General features: G+C 60.4%; 22 protein-coding genes. 16 read left to right on the top strand and 6 right to left on the bottom strand.

Annotated features, from left to right (window positions below; all coding sequences use genetic code 11):
- Positions 1–67: 67 nt before the first annotated feature.
- The 4 genes from psbH to CJZ80_RS12085 all read left to right on the top strand — a co-directional run bounded on the left by psbH (position 68) and on the right by CJZ80_RS12085 (position 1769).
- Positions 68–268 carry a photosystem II reaction center phosphoprotein PsbH gene (psbH, locus tag CJZ80_RS12100; protein ID WP_071800830.1) on the top strand — a complete coding sequence of 67 codons (201 nt, stop codon included), beginning with the start codon at positions 68–70 and terminating at the stop codon, positions 266–268.
- Between the two features lie 103 nt (positions 269–371).
- Complete coding sequence (locus CJZ80_RS12095; RefSeq protein WP_094513595.1) at positions 372–716, top strand: TatA/E family twin arginine-targeting protein translocase; 345 nt, start codon at positions 372–374, stop codon at positions 714–716.
- A 54-nt stretch (positions 717–770) separates the two neighbouring features.
- Entirely contained in the window at positions 771–1412 is a 642-nt protein-coding gene (gene pth, locus CJZ80_RS12090) for an aminoacyl-tRNA hydrolase (RefSeq protein WP_094513593.1), read from the top strand.
- 99 nt (positions 1413–1511) lie between these two features.
- Positions 1512–1769 (top strand): DUF3146 family protein, encoded by a 258-nt coding sequence (locus tag CJZ80_RS12085; RefSeq protein ID WP_094513590.1) that lies wholly within the window; start codon positions 1512–1514, stop codon positions 1767–1769.
- On the opposite strand, the gene CJZ80_RS12080 is transcribed toward CJZ80_RS12085, so the two are convergent.
- The 3 genes from CJZ80_RS12080 to ntcA are packed head-to-tail and all read right to left on the bottom strand — an operon-like array spanning position 1766 to position 4277.
- Positions 1766–2278 (bottom strand): resolvase, encoded by a 513-nt coding sequence (locus CJZ80_RS12080; protein ID WP_233133061.1) that lies wholly within the window; start codon positions 2276–2278, stop codon positions 1766–1768. The genes CJZ80_RS12085 and CJZ80_RS12080 overlap by 4 nt on opposite strands.
- Positions 2275–3510: a DUF3084 domain-containing protein gene (locus tag CJZ80_RS12075; protein WP_094513586.1), complete on the bottom strand. Its 1236-nt coding sequence runs from the start codon at positions 3508–3510 to the stop codon at positions 2275–2277. The genes CJZ80_RS12080 and CJZ80_RS12075 overlap by 4 nt, the downstream gene beginning before the upstream one ends.
- 38 nt (positions 3511–3548) lie before the next feature.
- Positions 3549–4277 (bottom strand): global nitrogen regulator NtcA, encoded by a 729-nt coding sequence (gene ntcA / locus CJZ80_RS12070; protein WP_094513583.1) that lies wholly within the window; start codon positions 4275–4277, stop codon positions 3549–3551.
- A gap of 220 nt (positions 4278–4497) precedes the next feature.
- Here ntcA and CJZ80_RS12065 point away from each other — a divergent pair, with 220 nt between their 5' ends.
- The 10 genes from CJZ80_RS12065 (at position 4498) to CJZ80_RS12025 (ending at position 15258) form a co-directional block, all read left to right on the top strand.
- On the top strand, positions 4498–5169 hold the full coding sequence (locus CJZ80_RS12065; protein ID WP_094513579.1) for a cob(I)yrinic acid a,c-diamide adenosyltransferase: 672 nt from the start codon (positions 4498–4500) through the stop codon (positions 5167–5169).
- Between the two features lie 4 nt (positions 5170–5173).
- Positions 5174–5767 (top strand): dCTP deaminase, encoded by a 594-nt coding sequence (gene dcd / locus CJZ80_RS12060; protein WP_094513575.1) that lies wholly within the window; start codon positions 5174–5176, stop codon positions 5765–5767.
- A 338-nt stretch (positions 5768–6105) separates the two neighbouring features.
- Entirely contained in the window at positions 6106–7080 is a 975-nt protein-coding gene (locus CJZ80_RS15180; RefSeq protein ID WP_144037025.1) for a hypothetical protein, read from the top strand.
- A gap of 112 nt (positions 7081–7192) precedes the next feature.
- Positions 7193–8623 carry a nucleotidyltransferase domain-containing protein gene (locus CJZ80_RS12055; protein WP_198948309.1) on the top strand — a complete coding sequence of 477 codons (1431 nt, stop codon included), beginning with the start codon at positions 7193–7195 and terminating at the stop codon, positions 8621–8623.
- Between the two features lie 107 nt (positions 8624–8730).
- Positions 8731–9864 (top strand): PD-(D/E)XK nuclease family protein, encoded by a 1134-nt coding sequence (locus CJZ80_RS12050; RefSeq protein WP_094513570.1) that lies wholly within the window; start codon positions 8731–8733, stop codon positions 9862–9864.
- A gap of 44 nt (positions 9865–9908) precedes the next feature.
- On the top strand, positions 9909–10919 hold the full coding sequence (locus tag CJZ80_RS15175; protein WP_144037024.1) for a PIN domain-containing protein: 1011 nt from the start codon (positions 9909–9911) through the stop codon (positions 10917–10919).
- Positions 10920–11072: 153 nt separating this feature from the next.
- Positions 11073–12107, top strand: coding sequence for an STAS-like domain-containing protein (locus CJZ80_RS12040; protein ID WP_094513565.1), 1035 nt, complete (start codon positions 11073–11075; stop codon positions 12105–12107).
- A gap of 139 nt (positions 12108–12246) precedes the next feature.
- On the top strand, positions 12247–13347 hold the full coding sequence (locus tag CJZ80_RS12035; protein ID WP_158217481.1) for an SIR2 family protein: 1101 nt from the start codon (positions 12247–12249) through the stop codon (positions 13345–13347).
- A gap of 93 nt (positions 13348–13440) precedes the next feature.
- Positions 13441–13986 carry a GNAT family N-acetyltransferase gene (locus CJZ80_RS12030; RefSeq protein WP_233133085.1) on the top strand — a complete coding sequence of 182 codons (546 nt, stop codon included), beginning with the start codon at positions 13441–13443 and terminating at the stop codon, positions 13984–13986.
- 6 nt (positions 13987–13992) lie between these two features.
- Positions 13993–15258, top strand: a complete 1266-nt coding sequence (locus tag CJZ80_RS12025) for a glycosyltransferase (protein WP_094513562.1) — start codon at positions 13993–13995, stop codon at positions 15256–15258.
- An 87-nt stretch (positions 15259–15345) separates the two neighbouring features.
- Here the strand turns inward: CJZ80_RS12025 and thyX are convergent, their stop codons facing one another.
- Both thyX and CJZ80_RS12015 read right to left on the bottom strand, forming a co-directional pair.
- A complete protein-coding gene (thyX, locus tag CJZ80_RS12020; RefSeq protein ID WP_094513558.1) occupies positions 15346–16071 on the bottom strand; it encodes an FAD-dependent thymidylate synthase in 726 nt (241 codons plus the stop codon).
- 30 nt (positions 16072–16101) lie between these two features.
- Entirely contained in the window at positions 16102–16668 is a 567-nt protein-coding gene (locus tag CJZ80_RS12015) for a thioredoxin domain-containing protein (RefSeq protein ID WP_094513555.1), read from the bottom strand.
- 104 nt (positions 16669–16772) lie between these two features.
- Here CJZ80_RS12015 and CJZ80_RS12010 point away from each other — a divergent pair, with 104 nt between their 5' ends.
- Both CJZ80_RS12010 and CJZ80_RS12005 read left to right on the top strand, forming a co-directional pair.
- Complete coding sequence (locus CJZ80_RS12010) at positions 16773–17186, top strand: NIL domain-containing protein (protein WP_094513552.1); 414 nt, start codon at positions 16773–16775, stop codon at positions 17184–17186.
- 28 nt (positions 17187–17214) lie between these two features.
- Positions 17215–17751, top strand: a complete 537-nt coding sequence (locus CJZ80_RS12005) for a hypothetical protein (RefSeq protein WP_233133060.1) — start codon at positions 17215–17217, stop codon at positions 17749–17751.
- Between the two features lie 36 nt (positions 17752–17787).
- Here CJZ80_RS12005 and CJZ80_RS12000 read toward each other — a convergent pair.
- A partial coding sequence (locus CJZ80_RS12000; RefSeq protein ID WP_094513547.1) for a lytic transglycosylase domain-containing protein occupies positions 17788–19335 on the bottom strand: 1548 nt, incomplete at its 5' end.

The raw sequence follows: 19335 nt of genomic DNA, 5'->3' as shown, positions 1-19335 counted from the left end.
GCGCCGGTCTCCGCCTCGACCCTTACAGTAACGATCCCCATCCATGTGTCCGAGAGGCTCACCCGCCATGGCGCAACGCACCCCACTGGGAAACCTGCTCCGCCCGCTCAACTCCGAGTACGGCAAGGTGGTGCCCGGTTGGGGCACCACGCCGGTGATGGGCATCTTCATGGTGCTGTTCCTGGTGTTCCTGCTCGTGATCCTGCAGCTGTACAACAAGTCGCTGCTGCTTGACGGCATCACCGTGAACTGGAACGGCCTCGGCTGATCTGCCTCTGAATCCTCCGGCCTAAGAGTCCGGCGGCACAGGCTGCCGGGCCTGCCGCTTTGCCGCCTGTTTTCGCCTCAGTTCCTGACCCAGGCTCCGCTGCATGAACATCTTCGGGATCGGGCTGCCGGAAATGGCGGTCATCGCGGCCATCGGCCTGCTGGTGTTCGGCCCGAAGCGTTTGCCCGAGCTGGGGCGCACCCTGGGGCGCACGCTCAAGGGCTTCCAGTCGGCTTCCAGCAACTTCGAGCAGGAGTTCCGCAAGGCGATCGACTCCGAAGCCGACACGGTGGTGACCGCCAACAGCGTGGCGATCAAAGAGGCTCCCGCCCCTGAGACTGTTGCGCCTGCACAGGCCACCACCACTGCTTCTCCCGTTCCAGCAGCCAGCTCCGCCGCAGCGGCTGAACCCCCTGCTGCCAGCGAACCGCCTGCGGCGGCTGCCTGAGTTCAACGCTTCACTTCTGCCACTCTGCTTCCGCCGCTTCGTTCCGCCACGGCCATGACCGCCTCTTCCACGCCGGGCGGTGAGGCCCGCACGGGCGACCTCCAGCTGGTTGTGGGCCTGGGCAATCCCGGCGACAAGTACGCCCGCACGCGCCACAACGTGGGCTTCATGGCCCTGGAGCGGCTGGCGGCGCGCGAGCGGGTGAGCTTTCGCGCCAATGCGCGCCTGCAGGGCCTGCTGGCGGATGTGGGCCAGGGGGCCCAGCGCCTGCGGCTGCTGATGCCCACCACCTACATGAACGAGAGCGGCCGGTCGATCCGTGCCACGCTCGACTGGTTCGGCCTGCGTCCTGACCAGATGCTTGTGCTCGTCGATGACATGGACCTGCCGCTGGGCCGCCTGCGGCTGCGCCTGGCCGGCAGTGCCGGCGGCCACAACGGCCTGCGCAGCACGATCAGCCATCTCGGCAGCCAGGAGTTTCCCCGCCTGCGCATCGGCATCAGCGCCCCGGCCGATGACCCGGTCACGCGCAAGGCCCGCACGATTTCCCACGTGCTGGGCCGCTTCGAGCCCAGCGAGCAGGCCTGCGTGGAGGCGGTGCTCGACGAGGTGCTGGCGGGGCTGGGGGTGATCCAGCGGCTGGGCTATGAACGGGCCGGTAATCGCCTGAACAGTTTTCAGCCCACAACGGCCTGAGGCTGCTTCCAGCAGCTTCATCGTGGTCCCGCTTTCGTCTGGCTCCATCTGCCTGTCGATGCTCCGCCTCCCGTCTGACTCCGTGCGTTTCCTTCCTCCGTGAGCCGTCTTCCCGCCACCACCGCCCAGCTGCGGGTGCTGCACCAGAGCTTCACCCAGAAGTTGCTGGAGGGCGAGGTGGTGGCCGGCGGCTTCGCCTGGACCTTCCGCTGGGCGTTCGATCGCGGTGAGCTGACCGTGGAGCCCTCGCTGGGTCGTGCCCTGATCCAGGACGCACTGCTGCGCTTTCTGCTCAAGGCCGACTACCAGCTGGAGCCTGGCGGCGACTACGCCTTCACGGTGCGGGCGCGCTTCTAGAAGGCGGCCGGCGGCAGGGATGGGGGCCGCGTCAGCGGATGGCCGAGGTGGCGTTCGAGCAGCAGCTGGGCGACGACATCGTCCCAGGGGCCGGGCGGCTGGCGCAGGCCTGCGGGCAACAGGCGCCGCCAGCCGCGTGGCGGGAACAGCTGCCAGAAGCGCCGCCGTGCCTCCAGGGTGGTGCTGCGCTCATCCACCAGCTGCAGGGGCAGCAGCGGCGCCAGGCGCTGACGCCAGTGGCGGCTGCCGGTGCCATCGCCGAGCACCACGCCGGCCACCGCGCCCTCGGCCTGCCAGGCGCGCAGCTGCGCCAGCGCCTGCTCCGGCTCCAGGATCAAGGCAGCCAGCACCTGCTGCCGCGCCGGGTCGCAGCGCACCAGGCCGCACTTGCAGCGGCCTGGATCGAGCGCGGCGAGGGGGCCATGGGCGGGGAGCGGCAGGGCCTTTGGCTGTGGCTCTGGTGGTGGCTCTGGTGGTGGTGAGGCGGCGGCCGCCGGCGTAGGGCTCATGAGGGGCGCTTCGGCGAGGAGGGGGGCGTGGGGCCGCCATCGAGGCGGCGAATCTCCAGCACCACCGGATCGGGTGTTTCGGCCTCGCGCACGGCCACGGCCTCCAGGCTGACCGCCTGCCCGGCCGGCCGCTCACTCAGCTCCCGCCCCAGCTGGTTGAAGCTGGCCACATCGAACTGCACCCCATCCACCAGCGACCCCTGACGCTGCGCCTTGGCGAAGGAGGCGGCCAGCAGCAGGTTGAGCCGGTTGCGCACCTGCTCGGGCGAGATCTCGTTGCCTTCCAGCCGCGTGGTGGCCATCACCTCGCCCTGGCGGATCACCTGCTTGTTGGGCCGCAGGTCGGGGAAGCCGAGCACCTGTTGCTCGCCGCGCAGCACGTTGGCGGCCGAGAGGATGCTCACCACCCAGTTGCCACCTTTCTGGATCAGGGCCTCCAGCTTGGCGATGTCTTCGCGGGGCACCAGCAGGATCGGCCGGTTGACCGGTTCCCCCGGCAGCACCCGCTGAAAGGCCGACTGGTTGGCCTGGCGCAGCAGGGCATCGATGGCGGCACGGGCCTGGCCCGGCTGCTTGACGCTCACCTTGGCCGTGGCCAGCGGCTGGCCGCTGCTGATCACCACATCGCCGCGGCGCAGGGCGATCAGCTTGGTTTCCAGATCTTTGAGTTCGGCCTGGCCGGAGGCGATCTGCCCCTTCACGCGGGCCAGCTCCGCTTCAGTGCGGCGGATGTCCTGGTCGCGGGCGCGGATGTCGCTGTTGAGCCGATCGCGCTGGCGCAGCAGCTGCTGCTGCTGGTTCTGCAGCGGCTGCAGCTCACGGCGCAGGCGGCCCGCCTGCTGCTCCACCGCCACCAACTGGCGGCGCGCCTGCTGGCGGCCCCGTTCGGCCCGGCCCACCGCCTGCTGGGCGTCGCGCTGGGCCGAGAGGCTGCGCTTCAGGGCGGCATCGCTGCGTTGCACGGCGTCGCGGCTGTCCCGCAGCTTCTGCTCGAGGCTGTCGAGCTCGAACAGGCCGGTGCGCAGCCGCTGGCTGACGGCCAGCATCAGGCCGAGCGAGACGGCACTGATCAGGCTGCCGGTGAGCACCGTGATCAGCACCGCGGTGTTGCGCGGGCGGAGGTTGAAGAGGCTGAGCCGGGCCTTGCCGACGCGGCTGCCGAGGCGATCGCCGAGGGTGGCGAGCACCCCCCCGAGGGTCAGCAGGGCCAGGATCAGCAGCCAGCCGGACACGATTCAGGGCGAGGGGGTCCAGTATCGGCCGCGGGCCTTCAGCTGAAGCGTTTGGCCAGCGCCACCGGATCGAACACGGTGATCTTCTTGCGGTCCACCTGCACGAGGCCGGCCTGACGCAGGTCGCCGAGCAGGCGGGTGATGGTGACGCGGGTGGAGCCGATCGCTTCGGCGATCGCCTGGTGCGACAGGCGCAGATCGATGGTGATGCCCTCGGTGCCGGGGACACCGAAATCGCGGCAGAGCACCAGCAGGAAGCTCACCAGCCGCGAGGACATGTCCCGGTGGGTGAGGGTCTCGATCATGGTCTCCGTCTGCAGGATGCGGGAAGAGAGGCCCTGGAGCAGCAGCAGACCCACGCTGGCGTCCTGCTCGATGGCACGCCGCACGGAGCTGGCCGGGGCGGCAACCAGCTCGACGCGGGTGAAGGCGACAGCGTGATAGAAGCGATCGGAGCGCTGGCCGGTGAGGAGGGAGAGCACGCCGAAGAGGCTGTTCTCGCGCAGCAGGGCCACGGTGATCTCCTCGCCGCTCTCATAAACGCGCGAAAGCCGCACGGCGCCACGGCGCAGCAGGTAGACGCGCTCGGCCGGGTCGCCGGGGAAAAAGATCGTTTTGCCGCGCTCCACCGTTTCGCTGGTGCAGCCGCTCAGCCCACGCATGACGTCCAGCAGGGTGCTGGAGCCACTGGCGGAGGAGGCCAAGCCGCTGGTGACGGGCGCGGGGGTGGTGCTGGTGCGGCTGAATCCGCGCATCGCGCCGACCATGACGGTTGGACAAGTGGTTGGAAGCTACGGATCGACTTCCGTGCTCCATGTAGCCGATCACACTAACTGGACGGTTCCCTGTGGACATCCGTCTGCAGAATCCCAGTGTCGACGGGATTTCCGCAAAGTAGTACAAACGTATGCGCTAGGGGTGGTGTCCGATCCTTGATTCCGGGTCTGGCGCCGCTACATTCGGTTTCGCGAAGCCACCGGGGTGTTGATGACGGCCAGCCTGCTCAACCCCTCCACGCCCAGCGGTGGTGTGCCTTCTGGTGCTGGCCCTGCCGGTGGCCCCCGCTCCCACGGCCCGGGCCGCCCCCATGGCGCGGCAGCGGCTGCGCCCGTGGCCCCTGTGGCACCCACGGCACCGCGTCCGCTGGCCCTGGTGCCCCCGGCCCAGACCGAAGGCCAGCTGCAGGTGCACACGGCGCCGTTTCGCGGCAGTTTCTCCGGCGTGTTCAGCCAGGCGTTGCGCAGCGCGGGGCTGGGCAGCCGGGTGCTGATCAGCCAGTTCCTCAAGGGCGGCGTGGACCAGGGGCTGGAGCGCAGCCTGTGGCTGTGCGGCCGGCTGCAGTGGCTGCGGCCCGCCATGCCCGCCTGCCTGACCGAACCGGCCGCCGCGGAGCCCGAGGGGTCCGGTGCCCAGGAGCAAGAGGCGGTGCTGGAGGTCTGGGGCTACACGCGGTGCCAGCTGCTCGACGGGGCGGTGGATCTGATGGTGCTCGACGAGCTGGGGCTGGCGATCGCGCTGGGCTACCTGCCGGCGGCGGAGGTGGAGGCCACGTTGGAGCAACGGCCCGCTCATCTCGATGTGATCCTCACGGGGCCATCGATGCCGCCCGCGCTGCTGGCGATGGCCGACCAGGTGACCCAGCTCCGCCGCAACTGCTGACCCCATGCTCAAGTGCGACCGCTGGATCAACGAACAGGCCGCGGCGGGCATGCTCGAGCCGTTCCAGGCCACGCTGGTGCGCCATCTCGATGCCGAGAACCGCACGGCGCCGGTGCTGAGCTACGGCTGCTCCTCCTACGGCTACGACCTGCGGCTGTCACCGAAGGAGTTCCTGATCTTCCGGCACGTGCCGGGCACGGTGATGAACCCGAAGCGGTTCAACCCGGCCAACCTGGAGCCGGCGCCGCTGCACCACGACGACGACGGTGACTACTTCATCCTGCCCGCCCATTCCTACGGGCTGGGGGTGGCCCTGGAGCTGCTGCGGGTGCCAGCCAACATCACCGTGATCTGCCTGGGCAAGAGCACCTATGCCCGCCTCGGCATCATCGTGAACACCACCCCCGCTGAAGCCAGCTGGGAGGGCCACCTCACCCTGGAATTCAGCAACTCCTCCGGCGCCGATTGCCGCATCTACGCCAGCGAAGGCATCTGCCAGCTGCTGTTCTTCGAAGGCGAACCCTGCCAGACCACCTACAGCGACCGCGCCGGGAAGTACCAGCACCAGCCGGAGCGGGTGACGTTGGCGAAGGTTTGATGAGGGATTCGGGGAGTGCGGGTGCTGGGAGCTGTTTTTTTGTGATGGGTTTAGAGGCTGAAAGAGATGGTGCGATTTCTTGGCTTGGCAAGGGTGTGGTTCAAGAAGCCGGCACCTCTGGAAGAAGCCAGCACGCTCTGTATCCCAACGAACAGTGGTTATCTGACCTGCGAACCACGCTGTCTCCTCTCAGCAGACTGTTCAAAACCTATGCGGGATCAGGCTTGCCGGATGCCCCTGGAGGCCTCCTTTCGGTGGTTTGCAGAAGAGGAACGGCAATGCGGCGTGGTTTGCGGAACTGTCCAAGAACAAGTTAGGCGTACGGGAGACAAGCTACGGTGAAGACCCGCTTCGGCCAAAATCCGATGTACGCCTGTAGGCTGGTCCTTCTATTTCATTCTCTAACCTATACAGAGTTTGAAGGTGTAGCCAGTATAGAATTCTGGGAATTTGAGGTTGAGCTTAAATGTGAGAAGGATAATCTCAATATCTTGACAGTATCTGGTTTTTCAACAGAAGAGGAGGCTATTGCCTATCTAGACAAGCTAAAGACTGCATTTCACTGGCTAATGCTTGATAGAGGTATAACAACTGAAGCGGAGCTAAGGATTGATGAGATCCAACGCCACTCCAATGTTATGGATGGTTGCAGTTTTAAAAGCATTGCGGGAAAGCCATCTAGTCACATTTACAAAATTCCATATGGGTTTATTCATACAAGAATGCTGGGCGGTGAATCAATTGTGGGCGCTCCGATCGTTCTAGATGGGCTTCGGGCAGGTCTCGATATTGCCACTAGAATCATTCCAGAATCAGATAAGAGGCTTAGTCTTTCATTAGATCTCTACCGTAGCTCAACACTCCAGGCTAACCTTAAGTCACGATTCACAATGCTAATTACTTCGATCGAATGCTTGAGCCCCACTGAAATGAGAGATGAATGGGAAATTCATCTAATTAATAAGTTTATTGGCGAGGTAAAAACCTACAATCCTCCGTCAGGGTCAACAGATTTGCCTGATAAAGTAAATGAAAAAAAGTATGCTTTAATTGGAGGGTTAGACAGGCTAAAGACCAAATCGATATGGCAAAATATTAGACAAGAAATCACGCAAGTCTACCAAGATAGTGAAGAGGGTTGTCGGTCTATTGAGATAGTCCAACGGTCATTAAAGCAGAGGCACCGAATAGTTCACGGCGGCCAAGCCGTAACTCAAGAAGAAGTGAACGATCTTGATACGGTCCTAAAGAATCTTCTCATATATCGAATTACCTCGCTGCCCAAGCGCCAGCTCTTAGAGGATTCTTTCTGATTTATTGGTTATATTGCTTGACGACGCCTAACATCCCAAATTCAGAAGACGGGAGCAATGGTTAGTTTCTACGCCGAGATCCCTGCCCGCTTCTGATTTGGAGCGTTAGGCCTTGCGAACACAGCTTTCTACTGCCTGCTTAATGTCCAATACCAGAAAATCAGTCCCACTCAACACCGCGCGCCAACTTTGGGCGCAGTGTGGCGGGTTCTGCCAGAACCCAAACTGCAATAAGCCCCTCTTTATCGCCGTTGCAGATGAATCCGTCAGCATCGCAAACGTCGCCCACATAATTGGACACGGCACTTCCGGCCCTCGAAGCGACCACGAACTCGCGGGTTACATCGACAAAGAAGGGATAACCAACCTCATAATGCTTTGCCTTGAATGTCACAAGGTAGTCGACGAACTTGAGAAGGTCTTCTCCGTGGAGGAAATGCAAAGCTGGAAATCTACTCATGCTGGAAAGATCAGATCTCTCTTCTCTATTCCAACTATCCGAGATGAAAAGGCTCTTCTTGCGGAGGTAAATGACCTGCTTGAAGAGAACGCAGCACTCTTTCGCGAATGCGGCCCTTACTCTGCCAATGTCTTGGGCGGCCTCGGCGGCGATGGAGTCAAGATTTGGAAGAAGCGTTGCCTGGATACTATTCTGCCAAACAACCAAAGAATCATTGCCCTCATCGAGAGTAACAAGCAGAACTTCACGTACCCATGGGATGTTTACCGGAAGATGCTTGAGTACAAGATCCATGCCGATGCATTTCAAGACAACTGCCTGACCGATCAGAAAGTCAATGACTACAAGCTATTTCCTAGAAGCTTTGATCACTTTGTCAAGACTCGACTTGGCATTGAGTCGAAGGCGCCCGAGGTAGTTGCACAAGAGGAACTTGAGTTCCGCTACAACACAGTCAAGACATACATCGAGAGATTTCTTTCCGACCACAGTGCAATCGCAACTCTGCAAGAGTTGAATCGCGGCACAATGCTTGTTGAACTCCGCGACGGCAGAACACTCAAGGTATTTGTAACGAATACATACTACTTTACAGACTACACCCTAGATCGAGTCCTGGAAGTTGATCCTGCTGTTGATGTGATCATTTGCTCCAGTCCTGCTGGGAAATACTCCGACTCAGCAAAGCATCAGTGCGTCGATCGCGGCATTGGCCTCTTCATGCTCGGCGAGTTTATGGGTGCCATTAATCACAAGGGCGATCAGTATTTGAACTTTCTGCTCAGAGCCGACCGCGAGTCTCGGCTATTGGGAATCAAGCGGATAGTGCAAGAGTCAGTTCCTCCACACCGAGTCCGAGTGTTCGTCTTTGGCTCATTCATTAGGAGAAAATCGTATCGAGATATCGACATTCTAGTCGTATACGAAGAGCCCATCGATGCCGCAAAGCTTAGGCTATTTGAGTCATCAGTCGAGCAGAAGACTCGCAAAAGGTACGGCGAGCCGCACATAGGCGTTGCCTCCGAACGCGAGTTCGCAGCGTTGAGGCTGAAACATGACAACCTTACGCAGGCCTATCCATAGCAGCATCGCGCAGCGAGGCCTAACAAGCCCCTGGAGTGGACAGGCCGCCATAATAGTTTCGAACGGCAACCACAGGCTCCCTGCCTGCCACTCAGGGGCAGCGTTAGGTGGACAGTCTTTACATGTCTGAAGCAATGAGTTTTTTTTCGTTTCTCCAGCAAGCCGCAATTGAGAAGTGTCACTCAGCTGCATTGGCTTGGCTCTTTTCCGATTCAAATCAGTACATCTCAGAGAGTGACAAACTGCAGATCATTTCTAGCTGGACCCAAGTTAATGTTAGAGGGCAACTGCGCGCAAGTGTTGCCGAATGCAATGGCATTGACATCTTACTTGAATATGATGATGCGGTTATTGCAATCGAAAACAAGATAAAAATTTCGGAGCATAGCGATCAGCTGAGCAAGTATTCAACTATGTTGACAGAAATGTTTCCTGATCGTAAGATCATGAAACTATTCCTGAGTCTATTAGGCGAAGCGCCTTCAAGACAGGATTGGATGATGCTTGAATACGACAGTGTCCTCAGTTCCTTGAAGCGAGTTCAAACCAAGAGTGAGATTATTCTGGACTACATTGAAAATCTAGACAAGCTAGTAACTATAAAAAACGAGTTTCTCTCTGATCACACAATGTTTCCGAAAGTCTTCTCTGATGGGAGTTCATCAAAGTTAGCAAAGCAAAAATCTGTCGGACAGTCTAAATCAGCATTATATATTGCGCAAAATGGGCTGGAAACGATCCTGCAAAAGGCCTTCTTCCAGCGTATTGCCGAAAGCCTGAATTTCGAATGCGCTCACTGCCTTATAACTGAAACGAGAGGTATTGCACTTATTGATATCAAGAATCCTTGTAAAATCCCGAAGCTAACCATCGAGAGCGAAATCATTGACTTGGGAATTCAAGTTCAAGGCGCCACAATAAAGGCACAATTCGAAAGTGGATATGATGAATCAGGACGTCGCAAGCAGCAGTCCGCTACAGCACGAATGGCGCTTGATGGCAGCATTCCACGTCTCTTTGAGCTGCTTCAGTTAAAGCACTTTGGCTGGCGACTGAATCCGCCACGAACTACAACCTCTGCCTACTATTCATTTTCAAAAAAGATCGAATTTCCTCCTGGCAGTCAGGGTTTCGCCGACTGTACGTTTAAAGATGCATTAATCGCCGTCAGAGAGTCTACTGAAGAATGTATCAAGCTATTTAGGCAGGTTGAAGAGCACCTAACATCAACTTCAACCTGACAAGCTGCTTCGCAACATGCAGGTCAACTTGGCGTTAGACGGAGATGACCATGATCTTTGCACTAGACACGAACGTTTGGATCAAGGAGCGGCTCTTAAGAACTGCTTCAGGAGTTGCCTTTCTATATGCAGTTCGACAAGTTGGCGGAAAACTCCTGCTTCCTGAAACTACATATAGAGAGATTCTGGCTGGTGTGGAACGGGCAGGTACTGATGCAGTGAGAAATATTGAGCGAAGCATGGGAATAGTCCAGCAACTTACTGGGAGTCGGCCAGGCATTTCTTTCCCTTCTGAGGATTCCTTTCGACAATCTGCCGAGGCCAGGCTGAGTGAAATCAGCGATTTAGTCCTTCGAGTCGAGGTCCTTGAGAAGCATCTGAGGAATGCACTAGATCGAGTTCTTGATCATCGCCCTCCAGCAAGGACGTCTGAGCAGTTTAGAGACTGCATTCTATGGGAGTGCATCTTGGATGTAAATCAGAATTGTCTGCTTATCACAGATGATGGAGACTTTCAAGACAGGCAGGCTAAGCGCCCAATTCTTGCACCCGAACTGGCAGAGGAAGGTGGTGGAAGAGTTCGGCTGTTTTCAACTATCTCAGACGTTCTTAGGTCGATTCAATCGCAGCTTCCTCACGTCGATGATGAGGAGATTGCTCAAGCCCTTACCGAAGCTGTTGTGCCTGAAATGGAATCGATTACTTCTGATCAAGGATGGCAAGCATGTCATCGAATTGGCTCATCCGTGGAGCTTTATGCAACGGAGCGTCCAAATGCCACTGCAGCCGTCTTCACTCTGGAGTTTAAGGTTCTTGGTGGAGAGGACCTGCAAGGGAGGAGTGTTGATGAAGGTGTGGCCAGAGTATCGGGCGAGTGTATGTTGTCAGGGGATCTGAATATTAGTGAGTTGGCTCTGAATACAATTCGACTCTACACTGCGGAAGGTGACCGCATGAAGGGTGGAGCAGTTTTCCTTAAAGGCTGCACATTTACTACTGGCACTCCGACGATACCATTTAGCATAAGAGCGCCTGTGCCGCGCAGGCCCGTCTAACAAGCCCCTCGAGTGGGCAGGCCACCTTTTACCCTCAGCTGCGCCACCACATGCTCCATGCCTGCCACTCAGGGGCAGCGTTAGCCAGATCGCAGGGTTGACAAAGGGCATGCCTAGGTTGACAATAGGAGTTGAGCTGGTTGACAAAGGTTCGTGTCGAAAATCCGCGGCCGCGGGGAAGCGGTAAGAAACTTCATCCTTGCCAACGTAAAGGAGCATCCAAGTGACATCGTAAAGATTGCGATGGCAAAGTTTGAATGCTCTCGCCAAGCTATCCATAAGCACATTCAGCATTTAATTGAGGAGGGTGCAGTTACGGAAACTGGAACCACTCGTAACAAGCGCTATGCACTTGCGCCACTTGTAGAATGTGACTTGAGCTTCGAAATAGACACACAGCTAGCTGAGGATATCGTCTGGGATAGGGAAGTCGCTCCCAAGCTTGGGCCTATGGCTGAAAATGTGAAATCAATCTGGTATTACGGCTTCACCGAGATTTTTAACAACGCCATCGACCATTCCAGCGGCACACATATTAGTGTGCATATCTCAAAGACCGCTGCCGAAACAGAGATCGCGATTCTCGATAATGGAGTTGGAATCTTTAAAAAGATTCAGCACGCTCTAGGGCTTCTCGACGAACGACATGCAGTTCTTGAGCTTGCCAAGGGAAAGCTGACAACAGATCCATCGCGCCACTCGGGAGAAGGAATCTTTTTTAGCTCTAGAATGTTTGATGATTTTGCAATTCTATCAGGAGAAGTCATCTTCTCGCATCACTTTGGAAAGAAGGAAGACTGGATCTTTCAGGCAAAGCAAGACGGCGCAGGAACATTCGTAACCATGAAACTGAATAACCACACGTCGCGAACTACCAAGAAAGTGTTTGACCGTTTTTCCACTGGCGAAGACTACGGATTTACAAAGACAGTTGTTCCAGTGGAGTTGGCTCAGTACGGTGATAACAATCTCGTCTCAAGATCTCAAGCCAAAAGATTGCTTGCTCGAGTTGATAAGTTTAAAGTCGTGGTATTTGATTTTGAAGGGGTTAGGTCTATCGGTCAAGCATTCGCTGACGAGATCTTCCGAGTTTTTCCCCTTGCCCATCCCAATATTGCCTTGCAACATCTTAATGCCAATAAAGAAGTGATGAAGATGATTCTACGTGCAATGCATCATGATGCATAGAACATGGCTAACAAGCCCCTCGAGTGGACAGGCCGCCAACGATTTCCTTCCTGCGCTCTACACTTCTAGCCTGCCACTCAGGGGCAGCGTCTGGAGGATATAAAATCAATCAAAGCGAGCGACTATGGCGAAACCTGGCTTGACCGCAACGGACATTGCCTCTGTGCTTCGCTCGGCTGCAAGTACAGCTGGATGGAGCCTTTGTGTAGGCGCAGGTACTTCCCGTGGTGCCTTCCCAACTTGGGATGGTCTGGTCGAGACATTATTTGAAGCATGGGTTCACTCTCCTGGAACTAATCCAGTGGAAGAGCCAGCGAAGCTGATATCGATTCTGCGCAAGGAGTCTGCAGCAGATGCATTAATTCAGGCCGCTCAGGATCGATTGCTATTGGATGATAATAGCTTTGCTCTGTGGCTTGCTGAGGAACTCTACCGAAACTTGAGATCGAAACTCAGTGATCGGGAATGGTCAACCACCTCGAGAATCCTAAGTGCAAAAAACCCTGGGGAAATCGACTTTGATTGCTGGAATGAATTTACACCCATCCGAGCTGCTCATTTTAGTGCATGTTCAGCGTCGGCAATTGCAAATGTGGTATCTCCCCTCTTTGGGACAGAATTGGCACCCTCCAGCGTATTGTCGTTCAACGCAGAGCCGCTGCTGTTTGGGCTGATCAATCATTCGACTCGATTGCTTCTCGGTGCAAGCCCTGAGCCAGGGGCTCTCCGTAAAACCATGGATGTTGTGACACGATCTACATCCAACATCCGCCCAACGAGAATTCCCTACGTCTATTGCCATGGTTTACTCCCGGTTCCAGGTATCTTGCAAGGTCCCCGCCAGCCGTTTACTAGCGAGGACAAGCTTGTTTTTTCTGAGTCGCAGTACCTAGCACTGTCGAATCAAGCGTATTCATGGCAGTCATCCACTTTTTTGTCAGCAGCAACTACATCTCACTTGGTCTTCATTGGAGTCTCTCTTTCGGATCCAAATATGAGACGATGGCTTTCGTGGGCACACTCAGTTCGACAAAGTGAATTGCTTGCGATTGATTCAAATCACAGAGGAGATTCTACGCGACATTGGTGGCTACGAACTCGCCCTCGCACGACACCAGGAGATCGAAAGCATGCTGAGAGCTGGATTGAATCCTCTGTCTCTCATCTCGGAATCCGCATTGTCTGGCTGGATGACTGGGATGACGTCGAGATGGCTTTGAGTAGAATGCTAGGCAAATGAACTATTTCCTCCTAACATCAAGATACAGAAGACGGAAGCGGCAGATTATCGCTCTGCTTAAGAATCAGCCCGCTTCTGATCTTGGCGTTGGGCGTGCTGTTTGCTAGGGAGGAGGCTGTGGCGGACATAGCCATCAGACATGTAGAGCAGGACGACTACCAACCGATCATCTTGATCGTTGATGAATGGTGGGGTGGTCGGCCGATGGCCGCCATGCTCCCCAAGCTCTTCTTCGTTCACTTCCGCTCCACCAGCTTCACCGCCGTAGCGGATGGACAGATCGTTGGGTTCCTCATCGGGTTCGTTTCGCAGACCTTTCCCGACCAGGCCTACATCCACTTCATTGGCGTGCACCCCGCGCGACGTGGAGAAGGGTTAGGACGCCGCCTCTACGAGCATTTCTTTGCCACGGCCGCCTCGCTTGGCTGTCGCACTGCTCGATGCGTCACCGCTCCTGTCAATCGCAACTCGATTGCCTTCCATCGTCGCCTTGGCTTCTCTCTCCTCGACTCCGACCACAAGGTCGGCGGCGTGCCCGTGGCTGTGGGCTACGACGGTGAAGGTGAAGACCGTGTCATTTTCACGAAGGATCTGGATAGTCTTGACAGCCAGCGTTGGAAAGATCAACCAAGGGATTGAGGCCACGTGCGAATCGCAATCATTGGGCTGGGTAGTCGAGGCGATGTGCAGCCGCACGTTGCGCTCGGGGTGGGGCTCAAGCGGTCGGGGCATTCCGTTCGCGTTGTCACATCCAGCGACTTTGGCGAGCTCGTGCGGGCTCATGGGCTGGAGTTCTGCGACACGGGGGTGAGCACCGAGGCGATCGCCAGCGAGATGCATGACCTCCTGGAAGCGGGCAACTTTCTGAAGATCATGGCCGCGATGGGGGTGTCGGCAGAACGGGTGGCGGTCCAGGCGGCCACGAATGGTCTCGCCGCCTGCGACGGCGTCGACGTGATCCTGAGTGGTCTGGGTGGGCTGTTTGTTGCACAGGCGCTCGCAGAGAAGCTTGCTGTTCCGTTCGTGCAGGCCTACCTGTACCCGTTTTCGCCAACCAGCGCGTTTCCGGGCGTGCTCACGCCAGTCCCTCAGACGCCGCTCACGTCCTGGGCGAACGCTCCCTCCCATCGCGTCACCCAGCAGATGCTGTGGCAATCGTCGCGATCGGCGGACGCCACCGTTCGGGTGAAGGTTCTGGGTCTCAAGCCGTCGGGCTTCTGGGGGCCGTTCGCTGCGCTGGCTGGCGCGGGCCACTGGTGCCTGTATGGATACAGCGCGCACGTGATCCCGGTGCCGCAGGATTGGCCGTCCCGGAACCATGTCACGGGCTACTGGTTCCTTGAGCCTTCAGAGGATTGGCATCCGCCGGCAGAGCTGGTGGCCTTCCTGGATGGGAGGCCAGCTCCGGTGTACGTCGGGTTCGGAAGCATGGGAAGCACGAACCCGGAGGCGACGGCAGAGCTGGTGCTGGAGTCGCTGCAGCGGACCGGCCAGCGTGGTGTGCTCTCCTCCGGCTGGGGCGGGCTCACAACGAACGATCTGCCCGATTCCGTGTGCATGGTGGGGTCAATCCCACACGCTTGGTTGTTCCCGCGCATGGCGGCCATCGTGCACCACGGCGGCGCCGGCACCACAGCCGCAGCCTTGTCGGCTGGCGTGCCGTCCATCGTCACGCCTGTGCTGGGCGATCAGGGCTTCTGGGCCAGGCGTGTCAGCGACCTGGGAGTCGGGCCGACGTGCGTACCTCGGCGCAAGCTCACTGTTGAACGTCTGAGTGAGGCCATCGAGGTTGCTGTCAGTGATGACACGATCCGCGCCAAGGCAACCACGCTCGGTGAGCGGATTCGGGCGGAGGATGGAGTTTCAACGGCTGTCGAGCTGATCGAGCGGTGGGTTGAGAGGGCTGGGTAAGACGTCGAGCATTTGGAAGGCCTGTCTCGCTAAGGCCTTGGGCCCATTCTGTGCCTCAGGCTTTTCGTCCACGTCAGACTCTCGTCCTCAAGGCGCCAACCGCGCCTTATGCAGCCGGCTCTTCTCGTACCACTCCGCAAACTGCGGCACCCAATCCTGCAGGTGGGGCCACATCAGATCGCAGAGTTCGCGGATCTCCTGCTGGGCATCGAGCTTGGCGCGTAGATCGAGGAAGTGCAGGAACGCGCGCAGGGTGAAGCTCACCACAAAGTGTTGGCGGTAGTCGAACGGCAGGATGCCGCGGGCGTGCTCTTCCGCATAGCCGGCATCCAGCAGATCGCGGTAACGCCCCGCTGCAGCACGGCAGAGCTCCAGATCGATGCCCCGCTGCGTTTCGTCGTAGATGTATTTCTTGCCTTGGCGGTCGCTATAGGCGCCCACGGGCCTTAAGTAGAACACTTCTTCCAGGTCAATTTCACCATTAGCGGCCTTGCGAATCCTGTCGCCCGTGTATCTCATCGACTGCACATCAAAGCTCACGCCCACGCGATGGGTGCGCGCCTGTTGCATCACGGAATGGGGGAACCAGCCCACGTTCAGCACAATCTGGGCGTGCTCGAGCGGGCCGTAGTGGCCGCGTTCGCCGGCCAGCAGGCGCTTCACGCAGATCTCACCAGCCTTGGTTTCATCGGGCCAGTTGGCGCGGTCGGCGGCCACGAAGCCCTCGCTGTAGTCCTGATGCATGCCGGCGTACACGCACTGCTGCGGGTTCGGGGTGGCGGCGATCAGCTCAACCCGGAAGCGGGGATCCATCGGCAGGCTCGGTGAGGGGTGGGTGTGTCGTCAGCCGTGGCTGCGTGGGCCGACGGCGGCGGGGTCGCTGCTTTGCGGGCCCTGCTCCAGTCCACTGCTCTTGCCGACGCCGGCCAGGCGCGGCAACGGTTTGTCGTCGAGCAGGGCGATCGTGATCGCGGCCAGTTCCGCCGGGCTGCGCAGGCCCAGCGAGCGGCCGATCGGTTGGCCCTTGCGGTTGAACAGCTCCAGCTGTGGGATGCCGTTCACCTCAAAACAATCCAGCTCCGGGCCCCAGCGCGGGTTGTCCACATTCAGCAGCACCACGTTCAGCTTCCCGCGGTTCTGGCTTTCCACCGCCTCCATCGCTGGAGCCATCGTGCGGCACGACTCACACCAATCGGCGTAGAACTCCAGGATCGTGGGCCGTCCATTCGCCAGCGCCACCGGCAGCTCCAGCGACCGCCGCGCCAGCTGCTCCAGCGGCGCCTGCGGTTGCAGCCACCCGCGCGCGAAGAACAGCACCAGTGCCAGCAGGGCAGCCAGGCCGGCCAGCACCATGCGTTCGCGGCGCCCCAGTGGTGGTGAGGAAATGGGGTCGATGGGCGGTTCAGTCATCGGGGCGTGGATGGCTCGCCTCGGGCTGGGGCACTCTGGCAGCTACGCGCTGCAGGCCGGGGCTGCCTGCGTCAGCATGGGATCCCGCAGCGCCCACCCCTCCGTTGAAGCGCCGCCTCACCCTTCACTTCCCGCGCCAGGCGGTGCATCAGCCGATCACCTACCGCCTGGCGGTGGATTTCGACATCGCCGCCAAGATCCTGCGCGCCCAGGTGGCCCCCAACCAGAGCGGCACCATGGTGGTGGAGCTCTCCGGCGACATCGACGAGCTTGACGCCGCCGAGCTGTGGCTGGAAAGCCTTGGCCTCTCGCTCGATCGCGCCCCCGGGGAGATCCGCATCGACCCAGCCCGCTGCGTCGACTGCGGCATCTGCTCCAGCGTCTGCCCCAGTGGCGCCCTTAGCAGTGCGCCACCCGATTGGCGGCTTAGCTTCGATGCCCAACGCTGCCTGGTCTGCGAACAGTGCATCCCCAGCTGTCCGCTCGAAGCGATCGCGCTGGTGCTGGAGCCCCGATGACGGCGCCTGCCCCCCGCCTGCGCCGGCCATGGTGAAGGCCCAACCCCGTAACGGCCCGGTGATGGCCCTGCTGCGGCTCACGCTGCTCCCCGTGCGCGCTCCGTTCCTGGTGGTGCTGCTGGCGGTGAGCGCCTACCTCGGCATGCAGTGGGTGCTGGTCTACCCCCACGAAGCGGTGTCGCTGCTGGCCCTACCGCGCCACCAGCAGTTGTTCTTGTCGGTGGAGTGCCTCCACTCGCTGATGGTGGTGGTGCTCTGCACCATGCCCGGCTATCTGCTGGCCCAGGTGTCGCGGCTGATGAACGCCAGCAAGGTGTTCACGCTGGTGTTCTCGCTGCTGGTGGTGAGCGTGCTCGCCATCTACATGATCGATCTGGGCCGCCTGGTGGCCGAGGTGATGATCCTGGGCTCCTCGGTGTTCCTGGCCCGCCTCGACCTCGCCCGCATCCGGGTGGTGCCCCCGCCGCCGCAGCTGGCTCTGGTGCTCAGCCTCTACGTGCTGATGGGCATCGGCCTGGGGCGCTGGATGTTCCTCGAGGGGATCTGGCGGCCGCTGCAGGTGTGAGTGAGCCGATCGAGGCCGCGGCCTTGCGGTTGATGCTCAGCAGCCTTGCTGTTGCGCCAGCGACTGGTAGCTCCACACGTTGCCCAGCACCTTCTTCACGTAGAGGCGGGTTTCGGGGAACGGGATCGCCTCCACCCACAGTTCCGGCTCGCGGCTGAGCGAGAGGCTGGGGTCGGGCGGCTCCTCCAGCCAGGAGCCCACGGAGCCCTGGCCGGCGTTGTAGCTGGCGGCTGTGAGGAAGGGGTTGCCGCTCCACTGGCGCAGCCGCTGGTTCAGGTAGCGGGCCCCCAGCGGCACGTTCACCTCCGGCTGGCGCAGCTGTTCATCCGATACCGGCGCCCCGGCCAGCTCCGCCGCCGTGGCCGGCATCAGCTGCAGCAGCCCCACGGCGCCGACCGGCGAGCGCACCCCCGGCGTGAAGCGCGATTCCTGCTTCGCCACCCCCAGCAGCAGGGCAGGGTCGAGCCGCTCCGCCGTGGCCGCCGCCCCGAAGATCGCGCCGAAACGCAACGGATGCAGCGCCTGCTCCAGCGGCAGGCTGGCGCGGCAGCTGGCGCCCACCCAGCGCAGGCTGGCCAGTTCCAGCTGCCCCAGGCTCGTCCAGTCGTCGCCCACGCCCTGGCGCAGCCGGCCCTCCACCGTGAGGTCCGCCGGCTGCTGGGGCGGCTGGTTGCGGCGCGCCGTGCGCCAACGCTCCCAGCTCTCCAGCGGCTGGTCTAGCCGCCACAGGCGGTTGAGGTTGCCGTTGCCGCTGCGCAGCGGCTGCCACGGGCGGGCGGGCGGCATGGTGTCCTCGCTGCTGCCGTTGCTGCGCAGGGCGAGCGGGGCATCCAGCCCCAGCCGCACCCGTGCCCGCCAGCCGTAGTAGCCCCAGGGGTTGCGCTCCAGCAGCTGGCTCCAGGAGCGGCGTGCGGCCTCCTGCTCGCCCAGTTCCTGCTGCGCGTAGCCCAGCCAGAACAGTTGCCGTGCCGCCAGTGGGCTGGGCAACTGCTGCGGCTCCAGCGCCGAGAGCAGCACCGCCGCCGCCGCCCAGCGGCGCTTCAGCAGGGCCTCGCGCGCCAGCTCCCACTGCAGCTCCCAGCTGGCGGGATCGGTGGGCCAGCGGCCCAGCACCTGTTGCCAGCCCCTGCCGCTGGTGGCGGCGCGGCGGGCTGCCACCGGCGCGCTCTGCTGCAACGCCTGTGGCAACCGTGCCAGCCGCGCCAGGGTCGTCGGGCTGTCGTTGCCGCTCAGCAGGCGGGCGGCCTCCAGCGCTTGCGGTGCCTTCGGCCAGCGGCTGGCCAGGGCCAGCAGCCGCGCCTCGCCCGCCTGGTTCTGGGCCGCCGTGCCCTTCAGCAGCGCCCGGCCGATCACCAGCTCCGTGGCCGCATCAGACGGCGCCCCCGCCAGGCAGGCCGTTGCTGCGGCGCCATCACCCAGTTCCCCCAGCCCCCGTGCCAGCCCCCGCCGCTCGGCGGCGCTCAGTGGTGGCGCCTTCAGCTGGCAGGTCTGGCGCAGCAGCCCTTCAGCCCCTGGCCAGCGCGCGCCCCAGCGGGCCAGGAGCAGGGCGCCTGCCCGGCGCTGGGCCGGCCCCGGGCCCGCCTC

It is taken from the genome of Synechococcus sp. MW101C3, assembly GCF_002252635.1.
GTDB lineage: Bacteria > Cyanobacteriota > Cyanobacteriia > PCC-6307 > Cyanobiaceae > MW101C3.
The sequence above is the reverse complement of the archived record's forward strand: the minus strand, read 5'-3'. Positions and strand labels throughout refer to the sequence as shown.